General features: G+C 56.3%; 12 protein-coding genes. 10 read left to right on the top strand and 2 right to left on the bottom strand.

All coding sequences use genetic code 11. From position 1 onward, the window contains the following. Positions 1 to 1,029: an ABC transporter permease gene (locus AC13QY_RS24040; protein WP_081670465.1), complete on the bottom strand. Its 1,029-nt coding sequence runs from the start codon at positions 1,027 to 1,029 to the stop codon at positions 1 to 3. Between the two features lie 34 nt (positions 1,030 to 1,063). Next, the gene (locus AC13QY_RS24035; protein WP_028755048.1) at positions 1,064 to 2,101 is read right to left on the bottom strand and encodes a sugar ABC transporter substrate-binding protein; all 1,038 of its coding nucleotides are present in this window, start codon (positions 2,099 to 2,101) and stop codon (positions 1,064 to 1,066) included. Positions 2,102 to 2,358: 257 nt separating this feature from the next. On the opposite strand from AC13QY_RS24035, the gene AC13QY_RS24030 reads away from it, so the two are divergent. The 10 genes from AC13QY_RS24030 to AC13QY_RS23985 all read left to right on the top strand — a co-directional run bounded on the left by AC13QY_RS24030 (position 2,359) and on the right by AC13QY_RS23985 (position 16,959). Continuing rightward, a complete protein-coding gene (locus AC13QY_RS24030) occupies positions 2,359 to 3,168 on the top strand; it encodes a transketolase (protein ID WP_028755047.1) in 810 nt (269 codons plus the stop codon). After that, positions 3,168 to 4,130, top strand: a complete 963-nt coding sequence (locus tag AC13QY_RS24025) for a transketolase family protein (RefSeq protein WP_488494115.1) — start codon at positions 3,168 to 3,170, stop codon at positions 4,128 to 4,130. The genes AC13QY_RS24030 and AC13QY_RS24025 overlap by 1 nt, the downstream gene beginning before the upstream one ends. 80 nt (positions 4,131 to 4,210) lie before the next feature. Continuing rightward, the gene (locus AC13QY_RS24020; protein ID WP_488493999.1) at positions 4,211 to 5,680 is read left to right on the top strand and encodes an FGGY family carbohydrate kinase; all 1,470 of its coding nucleotides are present in this window, start codon (positions 4,211 to 4,213) and stop codon (positions 5,678 to 5,680) included. A 22-nt stretch (positions 5,681 to 5,702) separates the two neighbouring features. Beyond that, positions 5,703 to 6,653 (top strand): sugar-binding transcriptional regulator, encoded by a 951-nt coding sequence (locus AC13QY_RS24015; RefSeq protein ID WP_028755044.1) that lies wholly within the window; start codon positions 5,703 to 5,705, stop codon positions 6,651 to 6,653. A gap of 40 nt (positions 6,654 to 6,693) precedes the next feature. Then, the gene (locus AC13QY_RS24010; RefSeq protein ID WP_028755043.1) at positions 6,694 to 7,479 is read left to right on the top strand and encodes an SDR family oxidoreductase; all 786 of its coding nucleotides are present in this window, start codon (positions 6,694 to 6,696) and stop codon (positions 7,477 to 7,479) included. A 363-nt stretch (positions 7,480 to 7,842) separates the two neighbouring features. Next, positions 7,843 to 8,757 carry an alpha/beta hydrolase gene (locus AC13QY_RS24005; protein WP_028755042.1) on the top strand — a complete coding sequence of 305 codons (915 nt, stop codon included), beginning with the start codon at positions 7,843 to 7,845 and terminating at the stop codon, positions 8,755 to 8,757. Positions 8,758 to 9,137: 380 nt separating this feature from the next. After that, positions 9,138 to 10,961 carry a HAMP domain-containing methyl-accepting chemotaxis protein gene (locus AC13QY_RS24000; protein WP_488493998.1) on the top strand — a complete coding sequence of 608 codons (1,824 nt, stop codon included), beginning with the start codon at positions 9,138 to 9,140 and terminating at the stop codon, positions 10,959 to 10,961. A gap of 341 nt (positions 10,962 to 11,302) precedes the next feature. Beyond that, positions 11,303 to 13,387 (top strand): ATP-dependent nuclease, encoded by a 2,085-nt coding sequence (locus tag AC13QY_RS23995; protein WP_488493997.1) that lies wholly within the window; start codon positions 11,303 to 11,305, stop codon positions 13,385 to 13,387. Then, complete coding sequence (locus AC13QY_RS23990) at positions 13,384 to 15,243, top strand: UvrD-helicase domain-containing protein (protein WP_488493996.1); 1,860 nt, start codon at positions 13,384 to 13,386, stop codon at positions 15,241 to 15,243. Before AC13QY_RS23995 ends, AC13QY_RS23990 begins: the two co-directional genes overlap by 4 nt. A 96-nt stretch (positions 15,244 to 15,339) precedes the next feature. Further along, the gene (locus tag AC13QY_RS23985) at positions 15,340 to 16,959 is read left to right on the top strand and encodes an RNA-directed DNA polymerase (RefSeq protein WP_488493995.1); all 1,620 of its coding nucleotides are present in this window, start codon (positions 15,340 to 15,342) and stop codon (positions 16,957 to 16,959) included. Positions 16,960 to 17,127 lie beyond the last annotated feature (168 nt).

The following is a 17,127-nucleotide window of genomic DNA, read 5'->3' as shown; positions in this document are numbered from 1 at the left end:
CTACTTGACGATCCGCAGACGCGAACGCTGGTTGAATGCGGTGGCGACCACGGCGACTACGATGACGAGGCCCGAGACCGCACGCTGGAAGACAGGGCTCACTCCCATGAGGATGAGGCCATTGTTGATTACGACCACGAGCAGTACCCCGCAGATAGAGTTGATGACACCACCCTTGCCTCCGGAAAGCAAAGTCCCGCCGATGACGACAGCGGCGATCGTCTGGAAGAGCTGGCCACTGCCGAGGTCGACGACGCCGACGCCAAGTCGGCTGCTGCCGATCACGCCCGCCAGGGCGCTGCAGAAGCCCGCGAGTGCAAAGACGTAGACCTTGTATCGGTTGACCGGGACCGCATTCAGCGACGCGATGCTTTCATCGGCGCCGATCGCATAGGTGAAGCGTCCCATCGACGTGTTGTCGCTAACGAACTTGGCGACTAGCACAAAAACCACGGCGACAACAAAAGCGTTTGACACGCCGAGCGGCGAAGCGCTCGCCCAGGAGCGCGTCAGGTCGCCGGATAGCTGTGGAACGGAGTCGCCGAAAAGGACGGTCGCGATACCAAGGCCGATGAACCAGGTTCCTAGAGACACCATGAATGACGGGACACGGAACACGGTGTGAATGAGGCCAGTAAGCAGCCCCATCACGGTTCCCGCGAGAAGCGCGATCAATGGCGCTCCTATTCCGAGATCCAGCGAGTTGACGCTATTACCCGAAAGAAGAACGAAAATCAGGGCAGCGGTTGCCATCACTCCTTCGATCGAGAGGTCGATGCATCCCATCAGAATGACGAATGACGCTCCCATCGCGAGAATGAGCGGGATCGAAGCCTGGTCGGTGATGGCCCGGAAGTTCTCCCACGTAAGGAAGGTGGATGGCCTTAGAACCGACAGGATGACGATCACAACCGCGAGAGCGACGAGAGGGCCCAGCCATTCCTTCCTCGCTTTCCTCAAGCTGTGCTTGGATCCGGCGGACACCAGAGCACCGTGGCCATTGGATATGAGATTATCGGAGCGTGACATGACTCTCTCGCCTTTCTTCAATCCGCGTTGAGGATTACTTCAGCTCAGGTCCAACGAAGCGGGCGAATAGGCCCTTGTTGATCTCTGCCATGATCTCCTCTCCAGTCGGCGCCTTGAGCTGCTGCTTGACATTCGTCTTGTCGACGCCGAACTGCGAGTAGTTGCCCGCGCGTTGATCATTGGTCAGCTTCGACACGTCCAGCTTGCCGATCGCAGCCTCGTAGGCCATCGCAAGGCCCAGAGCGCCGTTGTAGTAGCCGTCGGAGGAATATGTATCGACAAAGTTCGGGCCGCTGTCGATCAGCTTTAGAGCTTCCTCAGTGTTGTCATTGCCCGAGAACTTCACATCCCCGAGTCGGCCTGCGTCCTGGAAAGCAGCGTAGGCGCCGAGAGTCATGGAGTCGCTGGCGGCCCATACACCCTTGATCTCGTCACCGTACTTGGTCAGCAAGGTTTTGGTGATGTCATAGGCCTTCTGGCGATCCCAGCCAGCCGCCTGCGTGTCGAGGATCTTGACGCCCGTGAAATCCTTCAGAGCCTCATTCATGCCATCGTAACGCTGCTTGGAGGGCGGGCTGTCAAGGACGCCCTTGAAGGCGATGATGCCACCCTTGCCGCCCATTGCCGTGAAGAGTGCCTTGCCAGTCCACTTGCCAGCCGAGTAGCCGTCATATGTGAGATGGGCGACATAGTTCGGCGAAACATCCCATGGATTATAGCCTTCCGGCTTATTCCACTGGGTCGTTATGAAGCCGCCAGAACGCGTGACCGCCTTGACGATTGCCGGGACGTCCGCACTATTGATCGGGTTGATGGTCACGACGACCTTCTTGCCCGCGGCGATCGTCGCTTGGATCTGCGCCAACTGCTGCTGGGAATCGCCGTTCGACACGATCGTCTTTAGCGGAAGGCCGACCGAGTCAGCGAACGCTTGCGAGCCCGCGGCCCACTGGAGCATATAAGGATTAGTATTCGTCTGGATGACGGTGACAAGCTGGATGTCGTTTTTGTCCAGACCGCCCGCCATTACCGCGGAATGCATCGTAATGGCCAGGGCAGCAGAGCCCGCCATAGTCAAGATCTTACGACGCGAAAACGCACCAGCGCCAATGAAAGACGCGAAATGAGAATTACCGATTTTTTTCATTTGAACTCCTCCACCTGCTCTTTGCAGTGGGACGATCTAAGTCACGTGGAATATTCAACGCAATAGGAATAATTATTCGCTTAGCAACCACCCAACATGAAATCGGACTGGAAACCGCTTGACATATTCCCACATCGTGTAATTATTTTACGTATTGAATATTTATTCACTGTGAGGTTTACATGCAGCCGAACGATCTCGACCGCATCGCTGGTGAGATACGCCTCCGCGATTTGAAAGCGGTATTCGAAGCCGGAGCAGGGCATATCGGTGGCGAAATGTCCGCTATCGACATCCTGACAGCGCTTTACTTCCGGGTGCTGCGGGTTTTCCCGCAGGAGCCGAAGCGCCCCGATCGCGATAGGTTCGTGCTCTCGAAGGGCCATGTGGCCTTGGCACTGTACGTGACACTGGCGAAACGTGGGTTCATTCCCGAGGACGAGATTTCAACGTTCCTGAAGCCGCACTCACGCCTCAATGGACATCCGAACTGCAATAAGGTTCCCGGAGTGGAGACAAACACTGGCCCCCTCGGCCATGGTCTTCCGGTTGCGGTCGGAATGGCAAAAGCGGCAAAACTGACCGGAGCGAAGTTTCATACCTACGTCATGACCGGAGACGGCGAGATGCAGGAAGGTTCCAACTGGGAGGCAATTGCATCAGCTGCCCAGTTCGGCCTCGACAATCTCACGCTCATCATCGATCACAATCGGTTCCAGCAGGGAGCTTCGTTGAGCGATACCAATAATCTCGCGCCCTTCCCCTCCAAGCTGGAGGCCTTCGGGTGGGATGTGACCGAGATCAACGGCAACGCTATGGACGAAATCGTGCCTGCACTTGAGAAGCGTGGAAACAGCCCTCATTGCATCGTCGCCCACACCAACAAGGGTCAGGGCATCTCCTTCATGCAGGACACCGTTGACTGGCATCACAGAGTACCTAATGCCGAGCAATACAAGATCGCAGTAGCCGACCTTTCGGAGGCCATTTGATGAACGCCGTGACACCGAAGCTCCATGACTGCCGCGACGCGTTTGTCGGCGTTCTGGAGCGTCTGGGAGCCGAGAACCCTAAGATAGTCGCCGTCTGTAACGACTCCGTCGGCTCGTCCAAGCTTGGCGGCTTCAAATCGAAGTGGCCGGAGCGTCTCGTTAACGTCGGCATCGCTGAACAGAACATGGTCGGAGTTGGCGCTGGTCTTGCCAATGGCGGCCTCCTGCCGTTCGTTTGTGGCGCCGCATGCTTTCTTACGGGGAGATCCCTCGAGCAAATCAAAGCCGACATCGCGTACTCGAACGCCAACGTCAAAATCATCGGAATTTCCTCCGGTATGGCTTACGGCGAACTGGGTCCGACCCATCACTCGGTCGAAGATTTCGCTTGGACACGAGTACTGCCGAATCTTCCCGTCGTCGCGCCATGCGATTCGATCGAGACAGCTGCAGCGGTCGAGTGGGCCGCCAGCTACGAAGGCCCCGTGTTCCTGCGTCTTTCGCGTGTCGGCGTTCCGGACCTTCTTCCGGCTGACCACAAATTTGCGCTCGGCAAGGCCAACCTTCTGCGCGACGGGGACGCGGTTACGCTCGTTGCTAACGGTACTCTGACACATCGTATGATGAAGGCGGCCGCCATTCTTGCCGAACAGGGTACTGAAGCGCGTGTCCTCAACATGGCAACGGTCCGGCCGATCGACGTGGATGCGGTTGTCGCCGCGTCTCGCGATACTGGCGCCATCCTGACCGCGGAAGAACATTCGACCTTTGGAGGACTCGGATCGGCGATCGCCGAAATCGTGGTCGCAGAGTCACCTGTGCCGATGAAGATGCTTGGTGTTCCCGGAATCTTTGCGCCAACAGGCTCCGCGGAATTCCTGCTGGATGAGTTCGGCATGTCTCCCAATGCCATAGCGGAAGCCGCGATAGCCTTGATTGCACGAAAAACCTCCCGCGCATAAGCCTGCGCGAACAGATTTCGTGCCGGGCGCGGCAACACCTCCCATTCGCCGCGCCCCTATTTCTGTATACCGGAGCCGTCATGAATACTGCCATCCTTGCCATCGATCAGGGCACGACGAATTCGAAAGCTGTACTGGTGTCGACCGATGGACAGATCCTATCGCGTGGCGCCTCTCCGGTAGGGATCGAGCACCCACAGCCGGGATGGGTTGAGCAGTGCCCTTCCCGTCTTTGGGATTCAGTGCTCGAAGCGATTTCCGCCTGTCTTCAGTCGGGTCCAGAAGTAGACATTATTGGCGTCGGCATCTCCAACCAGCGTGAATCCGTCACCATGTGGGATGCGGTGACTGGTGAAGCGTTGGGACCTGTCGTGAGCTGGCAATGCCGCCGCACCGCATCCGCGTGTGGCGACCTAGTCTCACTGGGATACGCAGAGCGTGTTCAGGCCCTCACCGGATTGCCAATCGATCCCATGTTTCCCGGCCCGAAGAAGAAGTGGCTGCTCGACCGAGCACCCGCTGGCCGCGACGTCCGCCTCGGAACGATCGACGCGTGGCTCATTCACTGCTTCACCGGAGGTGCGGTCCACGCCTGCGATTCCGCCAATGCCGCTCGAAGCCAGCTCTACGATCTCAAACGTCAGGTATGGAGTGACGAACTATGCGACCTGTTCGGCATAGCGAAATCAGCACTGCCTGAAGTCCAAGATAGTTCGTCACTGTTTGGGGTGACGAAAAACGTACCGGGCCTCAGGAATGGCATCCCGATCGCGTCCGCGATAGGCGACAGCCACGCCGCGCTCTTTGGTCACGGCGCATTCAACCCCGGCGACGGCAAGGTGACTTTTGGTACAGGGTCCTCGGTCATGACGACCCTGCCCCGCTTCATCGCGCCTCAGCAGGGTATTACCACCACGATCGCTTGGTCGATCGGCGGTCAGGCAACCTATGCCTTTGAAGGCAACATACTGGTGTCTGCCGCCGCCCTGCCGTGGATGGCCGACATGCTAGGCGTGGCAGATGTACAGTCGCTGATCGAACTCGCTGCGACTGCAGAACCCGGCGGTCCCGGTTTCGTTCCTGCTTTCGTTGGCCTGGGAGCTCCGTACTGGCAGTCCGATGCCCGCGCGACGTTCACTGGAATCACCTTCAACACAAGTCGAGCGCAGATGGCACGCGCAGCAACGGACTCTATAGCGTTTCAGGTTCATGACGTCTTCAAAGCCATATCCTCCCAGTCACCAACGCCTTTGGGTCGGCTTTACGCGGACGGCGGTCCGAGCAAGAGCACCTTCCTCATGCAATGTGTTTCGAACACGCTGAACCACGAAATCATACAATGCGACGCTCCGGAGGCTTCGGCGCTGGGAGCAGCATACCTCGCTGGGATCTCGCTCGGCGTCTGGCCTGATCTCCCTGCGATAGCTGCCCTTCCGCGATCCGTTACCATCCTGTCGCCAAATCAGTCAGACGCGGTTGCCCGCTTGACGGTCTGGCAGGAAGCGATCTACCGCTCGACCGTTCGGCCTTCTTCAATTATGAGTGAATAAAAATTCATGCTTGGAGATCTATATGGGCCGCGTAAACGAACTGCGACTGATCGCGCGCATAGCGCAGATGTACCACGTCGAGGGGAAGCGTCAGTCAGAGATCGCGGACACAATGCGGATGTCGCAAGCTACGGTATCACGCATGCTGAAGCGGGCGGAACGGGAGGATATTGTCAGGACGACAGTCATTCCTCCCGCAGGTACCTTCGCGGAACTCGAGACAGCGCTCCGCGAACGATACGGCTTGACGGAAGCGATTGTTGTCGACTGCTCGGAAGATCGCGATGGGGCAATCATGGCCCGTATCGGCGAGGCCGCAGCGCACTTTCTGGAAATCACGTTCCAGCAGGACGAGATCGTCGGTGTGTCCAGCTGGAGCCAGACCATTCTGCGAATGGTGGACAACATCCATCCGCTCAAGAACGGCAAGGCAAAATACGTAGCGCAGATCCTCGGCGGCATGGGCGACGCTTCCGTCCAAACGCACGCCACTCAGCTGACGGCACGGCTCGCGAGGCTCACTGGAGGCGAGCCGCGTCTACTTCTGGTGCAAGGGATCACATCCTCGCGAGAAGCAAAGTTGGTTATGCTCGCAGACCCGGTGGTGCGGGAGACGATGGACCTTTTTGGTCGGCTCACCCTCGCGATAGTTGGCGTCGGCGCCGTAGAGCCGTCCGAACTCCTCGCCCGGTCCGGCAACACCTTCTCTCGCCAGGAAATGGCCATGTTGCAGGACGCTGGCGCAGTGGGCGAAATCTCCTACCGCTTCTACGACAAGGATGGAAAGCCTGTCGAGACACCGCTGAACGAGCGCGTAATCGGGATAACGCTGGAGGAACTCCGCAGGACCGATCGAGTAATGGCGCTTGCCGGCGGGGAATCGAAAACACAAGCAATCGCTGGCGCCTTGAAGCTTGGTATCATCGATCTTCTCGTAACCGACAAATTCACAGCAGCACGGCTCACGGCTTGATCTTAATCGGCGGCCTGCTGCGCATTATGGAGGAAAGACCATGAATCGTTTCGCAGGCCAAGCCGTCTTCGTGACCGGAGGCAACAAAGGCATCGGCCGAGGCATCGCAAAGCGCTTTGCCGAAGAAGGCGCCAAGGTTGCTATCGCAGCTATCGAGAAGGACACTCTCGAAGCAGCGGCGGCACTTGCCAACGAGACGGGAGCAGAGATCATTGGTCTGGCGCTCGACGTAACCGATGCGAAGGCAGTCCGGGAAGCCTACGCCGAAGCCGAAGCCAAGCTTGGAGCGATCTCGGTGTCGGTGCAGAATGCTGGCGTGATCACTATCGCAAAGGTCGAAAACCTCACCGAGCGTGAATGGGATCTCAACCTCGATGTTAACACGAAGGGCGTCTTCCTTTGCTGCCAGGAGGCAATCCGACGCTTCCGTGCAAGCGGCATGAAGGGGCGCCTGATTAATACCGCGTCTGGACAGGCTCGCCAAGGATTCATTTACACTCCGCACTACGCCGCATCGAAGTTCGGTGTCGTCGGCCTGTCGCAAAGTCTGGCCAAGGAACTCGCCCGGGAAGGCATCACGGTAAACGCCATATGCCCCGGCATCATTCACACCGAGATGTGGGACTACAATGATCGTGTCTGGGGTCAGATGCTCGGCGAATACGGTCCCGGCGAGCTCATGGCCGAATGGGTTGAGGGGATCCCGATGGGGCGGGCTGGCACTCCGGCCGAGGTGGCCGCGTTGGTCTCGTTCCTTGCTTCTGCGGACGCGGCCTACATTACGGGCCAGACGATCAACGTCGACGGCGGCCTGATCATGTCGTAGTCAACGCGTCCTTCCATGAAGTCACCTGGGGACCGCTCAATGCGACACAAAGCGCGCCGTACTCCCACTCTGTTGAGGCGCCCTGCTAGGATCTGCTTGAGAAGATTTTCGCGGTAACGTGACTGATCCAGCATCTCGTCCGTAAGTAGAACTCGCTCTCGGAACGATGGTGCGATTCCGTTTACTTCGACATTATGTCTTGCGCGACGAGAGTAGCTTTGTCACGTCCGGGCGGGTCTCCTGTTTGGTCCGCGAAGTGCCCCTGAACCAACGGATGTACGATGCGCCGCAGGGTGTCAGGTAGAGGGTGTTGAAGCGGAGGAAGTGCCGATTTTGGCAGAACAAAGAACATGAGGAGGAACAATGGTCGACATATTTGACCATTCGGGCAAGGCAGTTAAGCATAGTCGAGCTCGCGTTAATGGCATTCGAATGCATTACGTGACTTCCGGTCAGGGGGAGCCGCTGTTGCTTCTTCATGGAACTCCGAAGACTTCATATTACTGGGCGAAGCTGATGCCGCTACTGACGGAGCATTTTACCGTTGTCGCTCCTGATCTTCGGGGATTTGGATACACCGACAAGCCTCCCGCTGAGGAGGGATATGACTCTCTAGCCAATGCCAGCGACATGGCTGAACTGATGACCCAACTAGGGTTTGACAAATTTCACGTTCACGGTGAGGATCGTGGTGCGGAATTTGCGTATGCGCTTGCCGCGACCGAGAGAGAGCGGGTTCTGACGCTTTCGTTCTGCGAGATGATGCTGTCGGGACTTGGGCTCGAGGAGCTCTCGTTTTTCACGCCCCAAAATATCACTGCACAGTACCGTCAGCAAGGTGTTTGGAACTGGCACCTGCCGTTTTTCTGGATCCCTCATCTCGCGGAAATGCTCATAACCGGGCGCGAGAGAGAGTTCTGGGAATACTGGATCAAAGCTGAGACCTGGAACCCGACGGCAATTGACGACTCGGCGATCAGCGAATGGGTGGCTCGACTCACCTCGCCCGGCGGTCTCCGCGGCTGCCTCGAGACTTATCGCGCTGGCCTCAAGAATGCGGAAATCAATCGGCGCCTTTCCAAGGAGAAACTTGATCTCCCTGTGATGACTATAGGGGCACCTGAATTCTTTGGGCCTATGGTCCGTGAGCAAATGCTCAATGTTGCGAGAAACGTCGAACAGTCGGAGGTGTTCGAAGAGTGCGGTCATAGTTTAGCGTGGGAAGCCGAGCATCGACTGGCGAAAAGTCTACGCGATTTCATGCTGAAGAACCGGTGATCGAACGAACGACAGAATTGGTCCTAAGATCGGGAGCACGCAATTTCAAGTGGGTACAACACATTAGCATTCCTAAAGGGATGTATTGAGAAATGCGATCGTGTCTTGGAGGTATACGGGCCTGGTAAATAGGAAGGCGATAGCTGCATCAATTTTTATGCAGTAGAGCAGGGTCGAATCGGCTCCGCACAATTCAACTGACCTAAGCACCTGAAATTCTGCCAATCTCCTCTAATTGTGGTTGAATGCCTTGAGATTGCGTCGGGCCGTGATCACACCAAATGCGGGTTTGACGATTGCTTAATCAGAGGGAGCTAAAGTTAATAAAATGCTCACCAAAAGTCATAATCGCCTGACTTCGTTCCAAAGGAGTGCGAAATATGCGCAGGCCTACCGTCCGAACTTCCCTGGTCGTCATTAATCTGACGTTCGCACTTATTTTTCTCGGCTTCGCATTGTTCTCTCTTGGCAGCGTGCGGCAGGTAAATCAGGACACGACCGCGATCGCCAAAAACTGGCTGCCAAGCGTTTCGGTGATCCGAAATATGCAACTCAAGCTCCAGGAATTAAAGTTCGCATATGCCAACCACATCATGTCCATCAGCGATCAGGCAATCGCAGCCGCGGAACAACAGGTGTCGGCGAAAAAGCAGGAGCTGGGGCAAGCAATCGAGGCCTATAGGGCCCTGATCTCGTCGCCTCGCGAGAAGGACTTGCTCGACCAGATCGGCAGGCGCGCCGCCGATTACGAGAATGCGGCCGAGCCGATGCTGGTGAAATCCCGCAAGAACGACAATGATGCTGCCAAGGCCATTTTCTACAAGGATATGGAACCTCTGGCGCAGGACGCGGAGAAGGATGCGAATGAGCTCTTGGAGATCAACGTCAGGGGTTCTGACGCCTCGTATCAAAGCAGCGTGCAGACCTATGCAACCATCCTCTGGAGCAGCTGGGGGTTGATTGCTCTGGTGCTGACCATCGTTGCCGGCGCCATTGCCTATATCGCGGTGCAAATATCCCGTCCGATCAAGGCGATCACGCGTTCGATGACCGGCCTTGCCGAGGGCGACACGGCCTCAAACATCCCCTATGCGAGCCGGACGGACGAGATCGGTGCAATGGCAGGAGCGGTCGAGGTTTTCAGGAAAACGGCATTGGCCAAAATCAACGCTGATGCGGAAATCGAGGCGACCCGTGTCCTGTCCGACGGGGAGCGCCGGCGGCGTGAGGAAACTGATCGAGCCCGGGCAGCTGCCATGGCCCAGGCGACGAATGGGCTGGCCGGAAATCTGAAGAAGCTCGCCGACGGCGATCTCACAGCGCAGATCAGCGAACCATTCGATCCTGATTTCGAAGCGCTGCGAAGCGACTTCAACAGTGCAGTGGCCCAGCTCTGTCGCACGTTGAGCAAAGTCGCAGGATCGACAGTCGGCATCGACAATGGCTCGAGCGAGATCGCCCAAAGCGCCAATGACCTCGCAAAACGCACCGAACAGCAGGCCGCTGCCCTGGAACAGACGGCGGCGGCGCTAGACGAGATCACGGCCAACGTCACCTCGTCGTCCAAGCGCGCCGAGGAGGCCCGCAAGGTCGCCGCTGAGGCAAATGCCAGCGCAATGATGTCTGGTCAGATCGTCACTGAAGCGGTCGAAGCGATGAGCCGGATCGAGCAATCCTCGAACGAGATATCGAATATCATCGGCGTTATCGACGAAATTGCTTTCCAAACCAATCTGCTTGCGCTGAACGCAGGTGTTGAGGCAGCACGCGCTGGCGAGGCGGGCAAGGGTTTCGCGGTCGTCGCTCAGGAGGTTCGCGAACTAGCGCAGCGGTCCGCCAAGGCCGCCAAGGAAATCAAGGCACTCATTCAAACATCGAGCGGTGAAGTGGCGACCGGGGTCGATCTGGTGTCAAGAACCGGCAGCGCATTGAAACAGATCGGCGAACTCGTGATGGCGATGAACCAGCACATTGATGCGATTGCCGCTTCGTCGCGAGAACAGTCGGTGGGTCTTGCGGAAATAAACACCGCAATCAACAGCCTCGATCAAACGACCCAGCAGAATGCCGCGATGGTCGAGGAGGCGAGTGCCGCGTCCTCATCGCTGGCCAACGAGAGTGCCACGCTGCGCCAATTGATTGATAAGTTCAACGTTGGGGGCGGAATGGGAGAGCAAGCATACCCGTTCCGCAAGACCGCATAGCATTGTTAGTGCTCGTTACCCGTTCAATCTGCAAGTCGCTTCGAAATGTCGTCCGCCTCTCCCTCGAGCCATCGCGGTCCGGCAAATCGATCGTAAAGATGACGTCGGGCAGGAGCGTTCCCTCGGGGTCTTGCCTTTGCAGTTGAAGGGAATCGAACCAACGATCCGCCCGTTTATTGTGAGTCGCGACCGAATGAAGGATTGAAATTCTTGAAGAAAAAACATTGTTGCCCCGGTTTTTGATCGCCCTCGATACGGCATGCCGCGGCTGGATTGCCGTGATGTAATTCTGCTTAGCACCATCGGGTATCAGAAAAACTGCATCCATCTTATTTTGCCGTTTGAACTTTTCCGCAAAGTTGTATTTCCTGTCGACGAACGATACTTTTGCTTGTCCAAATTCTCTGCCACTGATCACCATGCACATTGAAAGCCTCTCGATTCGCAATTTCCGCTGCTTCGGCAATGAAGCAGTTCAGATCAATCTCGCAGCCGGCACTAACGCGTTCGTCGGAAACAACGGGGCGGGGAAGACCGCTGCCCTCGAGGCGCTAAAGCGGCTATTTTCACCAATTGCTGCCGAACGACAGATCCGGCTCTCCGATGTTCACTTCGGCCCAGGCGAGGACATCCACACGATTAAAGGATCCGTGCGGGAGATCGTCATCGAGGCCGTCTTCGGCTTTCCAGGCAACACAACCAATGCCCAGGTATTCACCGACTTATTCTTCAACGGCATCGACAACAGCCTGAAGGTAAGGGTTCGGCTCGAATGCAAATACAGCAGTGCGAATGCAATCGATGATGATCTCGAAACGAAATTCTATGCTATTCGAACACTCGATGCGGTTCCCTTCGGTCCAGACGATGAACGAAAGACGCCGCTTCGTGGACGCCCCACCCAGTACGCCGAGGTCGTCTACATTCCTGCTCACAGGGATTCTCGAGGCGTGAGCCAAACCGCTCTCCGAAACCTTCTTCAGCGGCTGGAACGCTCTGCAGACTGGGACGAGGATACGAAATTAAAGTCTAAAGGATTCGCCGAAGACCTCCAGAAGAACCTCAATGCGACACCTGCGCTCAAGCTGGTTACGAAGACCCTTGAGGGTTTCTGGGCATCGCTTCATGACGGCCATTACGACGGAAAGGTCGAACTAGGGGTCATTGCCACTGAATTTCAGAAGCTCATCCGCGATCTCACCTTGCGCTTCACGAAAGCCCCGGGAGGCGGGCAGCGTCAACTGGAGGAACTCAGCGAGGGTCAGACGTCGCTTTTATATTTTGCATTGTCTGCGAGCCTGCACAAGCTGATGTCAGACATGCAGAAGGCTGCCCCGAAGAAGCTAGATGGTTTCCTCGTTCCGGATTTTGTGCATCCACCGCTCACCATATTCGCGCTAGAAGAGCCGGAAAACCATCTGGCGCCCTTCTATCTTCCTAAGCTGATTTCACTGCTCGACACGCTCAACAAGGATGGCTCGGCACAAGCCATCGTTACGAGCCACGCAACAAGCATACTCAGCAGGATCCCGCCACGCCACGTCCGGTATTTTCGAAACGACCCCTCATCATTGACAAGTCGCGCACTCTCCCTTCCGCTTCCGAAAAGGGAGTCGGACGAGGACAAGTTCGTCCAGCAAGTCATACTGGCAAATCCGGAAATTTATTTCGCCAGATTAGTAATCGTCGGAGAAGGCGACACCGAGCGATTGGTGATCCCGAAGGTTGCGGAAGCGCTTGGCGTTAGCCTCGATCCGTCGTTCATAGCTTATGTCTCAATTGGAGGGCGCCACGCGCAACATCTCTGGAGGCTTTTGAATGGCCTGAATATCCCTCACATCACGCTACTGGACTTCGATCTGGGGCGGACAGGTGGTGGTCTCGGACGCGTAAAAAATGCCGTCGGTTGGATGACTGATCTGGGGGCTTCCTACATTCCGACCTGGCCAAACAACAATCAGCAGGAAGTGCCCGCAACCGCAGAGGCGGTCGCGGCCGCTCCGGCTCTTACAACAACGAGTTATCTCCCTTGGGTGCACTGGTTGCGTCGCTGGAACATTTTCTATTCCGCGCCCGTCGACCTGGATATGATGATGCTTCAAGCCTTTCCGGATGCGTACAAACCTGACACGCCGTGCGATCCAAATGTCACACCGGCGGAGGTCGCCAGGCTTGAAACGAGCGTCTTTAAGAAGGGCGCAGGGCGTGCAGAAATTCAGGCAGTTGGGCTGTCGATCACCAACGAACAGCTCCACGCTTACGACGACCTGTTTAAATCGAGTTCGAAACCAGGATCGCACCTCCTCGCATTCACGAAGCTGACGAACGAGGAGATCCGAACAAACTGCCCCGAGCCGCTGAAGGCGGTCGTCGCGAGAGCAATGGAAATGATATCAGCGAAGGCAAAGTCCGGAGATGGCGCGTGACCTACACAACGCCCGACGCCTGGACGGCTTCCGCCGGCATTAAACTCGAAGGAACGGCGCTCGACGTCGTAAAATCGATGCACTCGCTGTCGGTACTCGCCGGGCCTGGCGCTGGAAAGACTGAAATACTTGCGCAGAGGGCAAACTTCCTGCTCACGACGGGGGCCTGCCCGCCGCCGAGGCGAATCCTTGCGATTGCCTTCAAAGTCGATGCTGCGCGGAACCTACTGGAGCGGGTACAGGCACGGTGCGATCCGCCATTCTGGGCCCGGTTTGAATCGCTCACTCTTCATAGCTTTGCGAAACGAATTCTCGACCAGTTCCGCGAGGCGTTGCCGGACGACGAAAGGCCAACTGCGAACTATCGCATTTTCGCTCCGAGTGCGGCGATATGGAATGAGTTTCGGCGGAGTGTGGAAACTGAGATCCCTGCGATTTCAGGCTACAACGACGAGTCGCTTAATAAAGTGGCCCATGCAGAACCGTTTGGCGGCCTCTTCCCGGACGATGATGGGAGGGAACGCGTTCGAAACGCGTGGTGGAAATATTGCATCCACTCGACTCAATCGAGCATCACGTTCGACATGGTTCTTCTGCTTGCGACGAGGATCCTAAAGACACGGCAAGTCGTGCAATCGGCGCTTCGCCGCACTTACTCGCATGTGTTCTTGGATGAATTTCAGGATATTAACGATCTGCAGTATCGCCTCATCATGGCAGCCTTCTCTGGAAGTGATGCCGTACTGACGGCCGTTGGCGATACCAACCAGGCGATCATGAAATATGCTGGCGCGCTGCCGGATGTATTTCAGCGACTAGAGGCGGATTGTTTTGCCGCTCCCCGCCGTCTGTTGTTCAATTTTCGCTCCAACGCCGCAATCGTTGGACTGATCAACTCAGCTGTCACACTTTTCGAAAGCAATCCAGTTCCCACTGAAGCCGCGCGGCAGGACGATCCCGCACCTCCCGATGCAATCGAAGGCTGGATCTTTAGCACTCGGGAAGACGAAAGTCTCGCCATAACCGACTTCATCAGCAGCGAGATCGGGAATGGCAGACTTCCAGAGGACTTTGTCGTCCTCGCTCGTTCTTACATTGGAAATGTCGAAGACAGACTTCGCCCTCATTTCACAGCGAAGGGCATAAGGATCAGAAACGAGTCCCGTAAGTTCCGTGAGATCGAGATCCAAGATCTGCTTAAAGAGCCTGTCGTGCGATTCATCATGGCCACCCTCAAGTTAGCGGTGAACGCGCGAATCGGAAGTCCCTTTCAAGTGTGTCGCGACTTTGTGGCTGAATTCGAGGGGTGGGACATTGGATCGGAGCGGGGCTCGGCAGGAAGTCTTCGTGCGGTACGGCTGTTAGTGGAGGAGCTTTCGGCTTACCTTTCGGGGCGAGGCGCAGCGGACGTTACAGGAAGCTCAATCGCCGAAGCGGTTGTGACTGAACTCCGAAAGACACAACTTTCCAGGACCTACAACGACTATCGAAATAGGGGCCGTCTTGAGGCTGTGCTGGCCGCATTTGGAGAATTCTATGACACCTGCGCACACACGAATGAATCGTGGGAGCAGTGCATCGATGCAATCGAAGGGCGCGGTGTGATCCGTCTGATGACGATTCATAAGTCCAAGGGTCTTGAGTATCACACGGTGTTCTTCGTCGAACTCAATGACGATGTCTTCTGGAACAGTCAGGACGATGCCAACGTGTTTCTCGTGGCCCTGTCGCGCGCGCGAGAGCGGGTCAAGTTTTCCTTCTGCGAGGACAGCAGCGGGTTCAAGAACGTTCGGCAATTCATTGGCTCGCTGGAAACGGCCGGTGTGAATTTCATCAGAAAAACCGGATCGCAGTGAGGCACAAAACGCGCAATGGTCGCTAAGAATAAGTCCGAAAGACTACGACGGTTGCTCTCCCACGGGTACTTCGCGCCCGAGCTACCGCCTTGTTTCGTGTCCACGGATCTTGCTCGTTATCGAAAGTGGATCTTTGACCGCATTGCATCGATGGCGCCAATCCAGCAGCAGCCCGCTTTCTATCGCTACATCACAGAACCAACCTGGTTTTACTTTCCGAGGTTTGGCAAGGATGACCGTCGTCATGGCGTCCCCAACCCTGTGTCGTATCTCTTGCTGTCGAAGACAATTGCCGACAACTACGTGCATCTGCGCCGCAGCGCGAAAAAGTCCCAGCTGACTGCTTCTCCTCCGGTATTCGATTGGAGTGGAACCCGCGCGGTGATGCGACCGAGCGTGGACTTACGCGACGATTTCCGCATCGATCTTTCGTCGCGACGGGAAGAGTATGTCAGCGCGGACCTCCGGTCGTTCTTCCACTCCATCTATACGCATTCGATCCCGTGGGCGATCTATGGAAAAGCTTGGGCGAAGATTCCCGCGAACCGCGGATACACCCATTATGGGAACGTTCTGGATCTTTTGTCGCGGAATCTCCAAGGCGCACAGACCATCGGGTTGCCGGTCGGGCCCGACACGTCCCGTCTTCTGGCAGAGGTAGTCGCATCCGGCGTAGACGAAAAGCTTCGGGAGCGGCTTGGTGTTACGGCGAGGGATGCCTCCCGATACATCGACGACTTCACGATCAGCGGGATCAATGGAGAGAGAGGCGAGGACATCATCGCCGCCCTGCGCCAAGCGGCGTCGCATTTCGAACTGGAACTGAACAACGAGAAATCAGCGATCAACTCGACGGCTACGCGTCACAACATCGGATGGAAGCAGGCGGCAAGGGCCTACATCCCGCGTGGCAATCCCGACCTTCAAAGTATGCAGCAGTTCTTTTACGAAGTGGGAAGGCTGTGCGAAGCGCACCCAAGTGTCAACGTCGAAAAGTTTGCATTCGCCTGCGCCAGAACAGCCTTCATTCGATCCTCAGGCTGGCGGACGATCCAGAGTCTGCTTATTAACGCCTACAGGCGAAACTCAACTCTGATATCACTTGTCGTCGAAATTTTCATCTTGCGTCAGATTGACCATGGGGACCTCGACCTGAACAATCTGAAGGACTTTCTGGACCATCGGCTCCCCGCGCTCGCTCGAGCCAATCGCACTGGCGAAATAATATGGCTCCTCTTTTTGGCAATACGCTTGGGAGTGGTTGTGGGTGCTTATGCGGCCGACTCGCTTCTGCCAGTCGACAACGCCTTGGTTGGTCTTCTCGTAGCTTTGGCAAAATCGCGGAACTTGATACAAGGTCAGCTCGATCTGGCCTCATGGAATGCGTCACATACCCCCGACGGTCTGAAAGGCCCCATGTGGCTGTACGCGTATCAAACTGCTCTTCAAGGTCTGGTGCCCGGCATCAACACTGACTTCGTCGAGCAGGACCCATATTTTTCGCCGCTCTTTGCTAAAAGGGTGAGCTTTCTGAGAATCGAGAACGGCTTTGCATCTGTCGCGAACACGATCCGCTCACTCCGTGACGAAAATGAACGAATTAGCCGAGTGCGGTCTGACTTCTTGGAAGACTTTACGGTTAATATTGAAGACTACGACGATGAAGATTTCGAGAATCCGTTCGAAGACGAAAATGGTGCAGACGACGGCTATTAACGTCAGCGCCGATACTGTACAGACATTCCGTAGCGTACAATTCGTCTTACCACTTAACAGCTTTAAATGACACCATTAGTGGGCCTGCCGTCGCAATTTTAGACCTTCTATACATTAAGGTCTGGATCTCTTATCTATCTGGCGCTCCCTTTTTCCGAGAGCGCTGGT

It is taken from the genome of Martinezella sp. CNPSo 3795 (assembly GCF_057784475.1).
The sequence above is the reverse complement of the archived record's forward strand: the minus strand, read 5'-3'. Positions and strand labels throughout refer to the sequence as shown.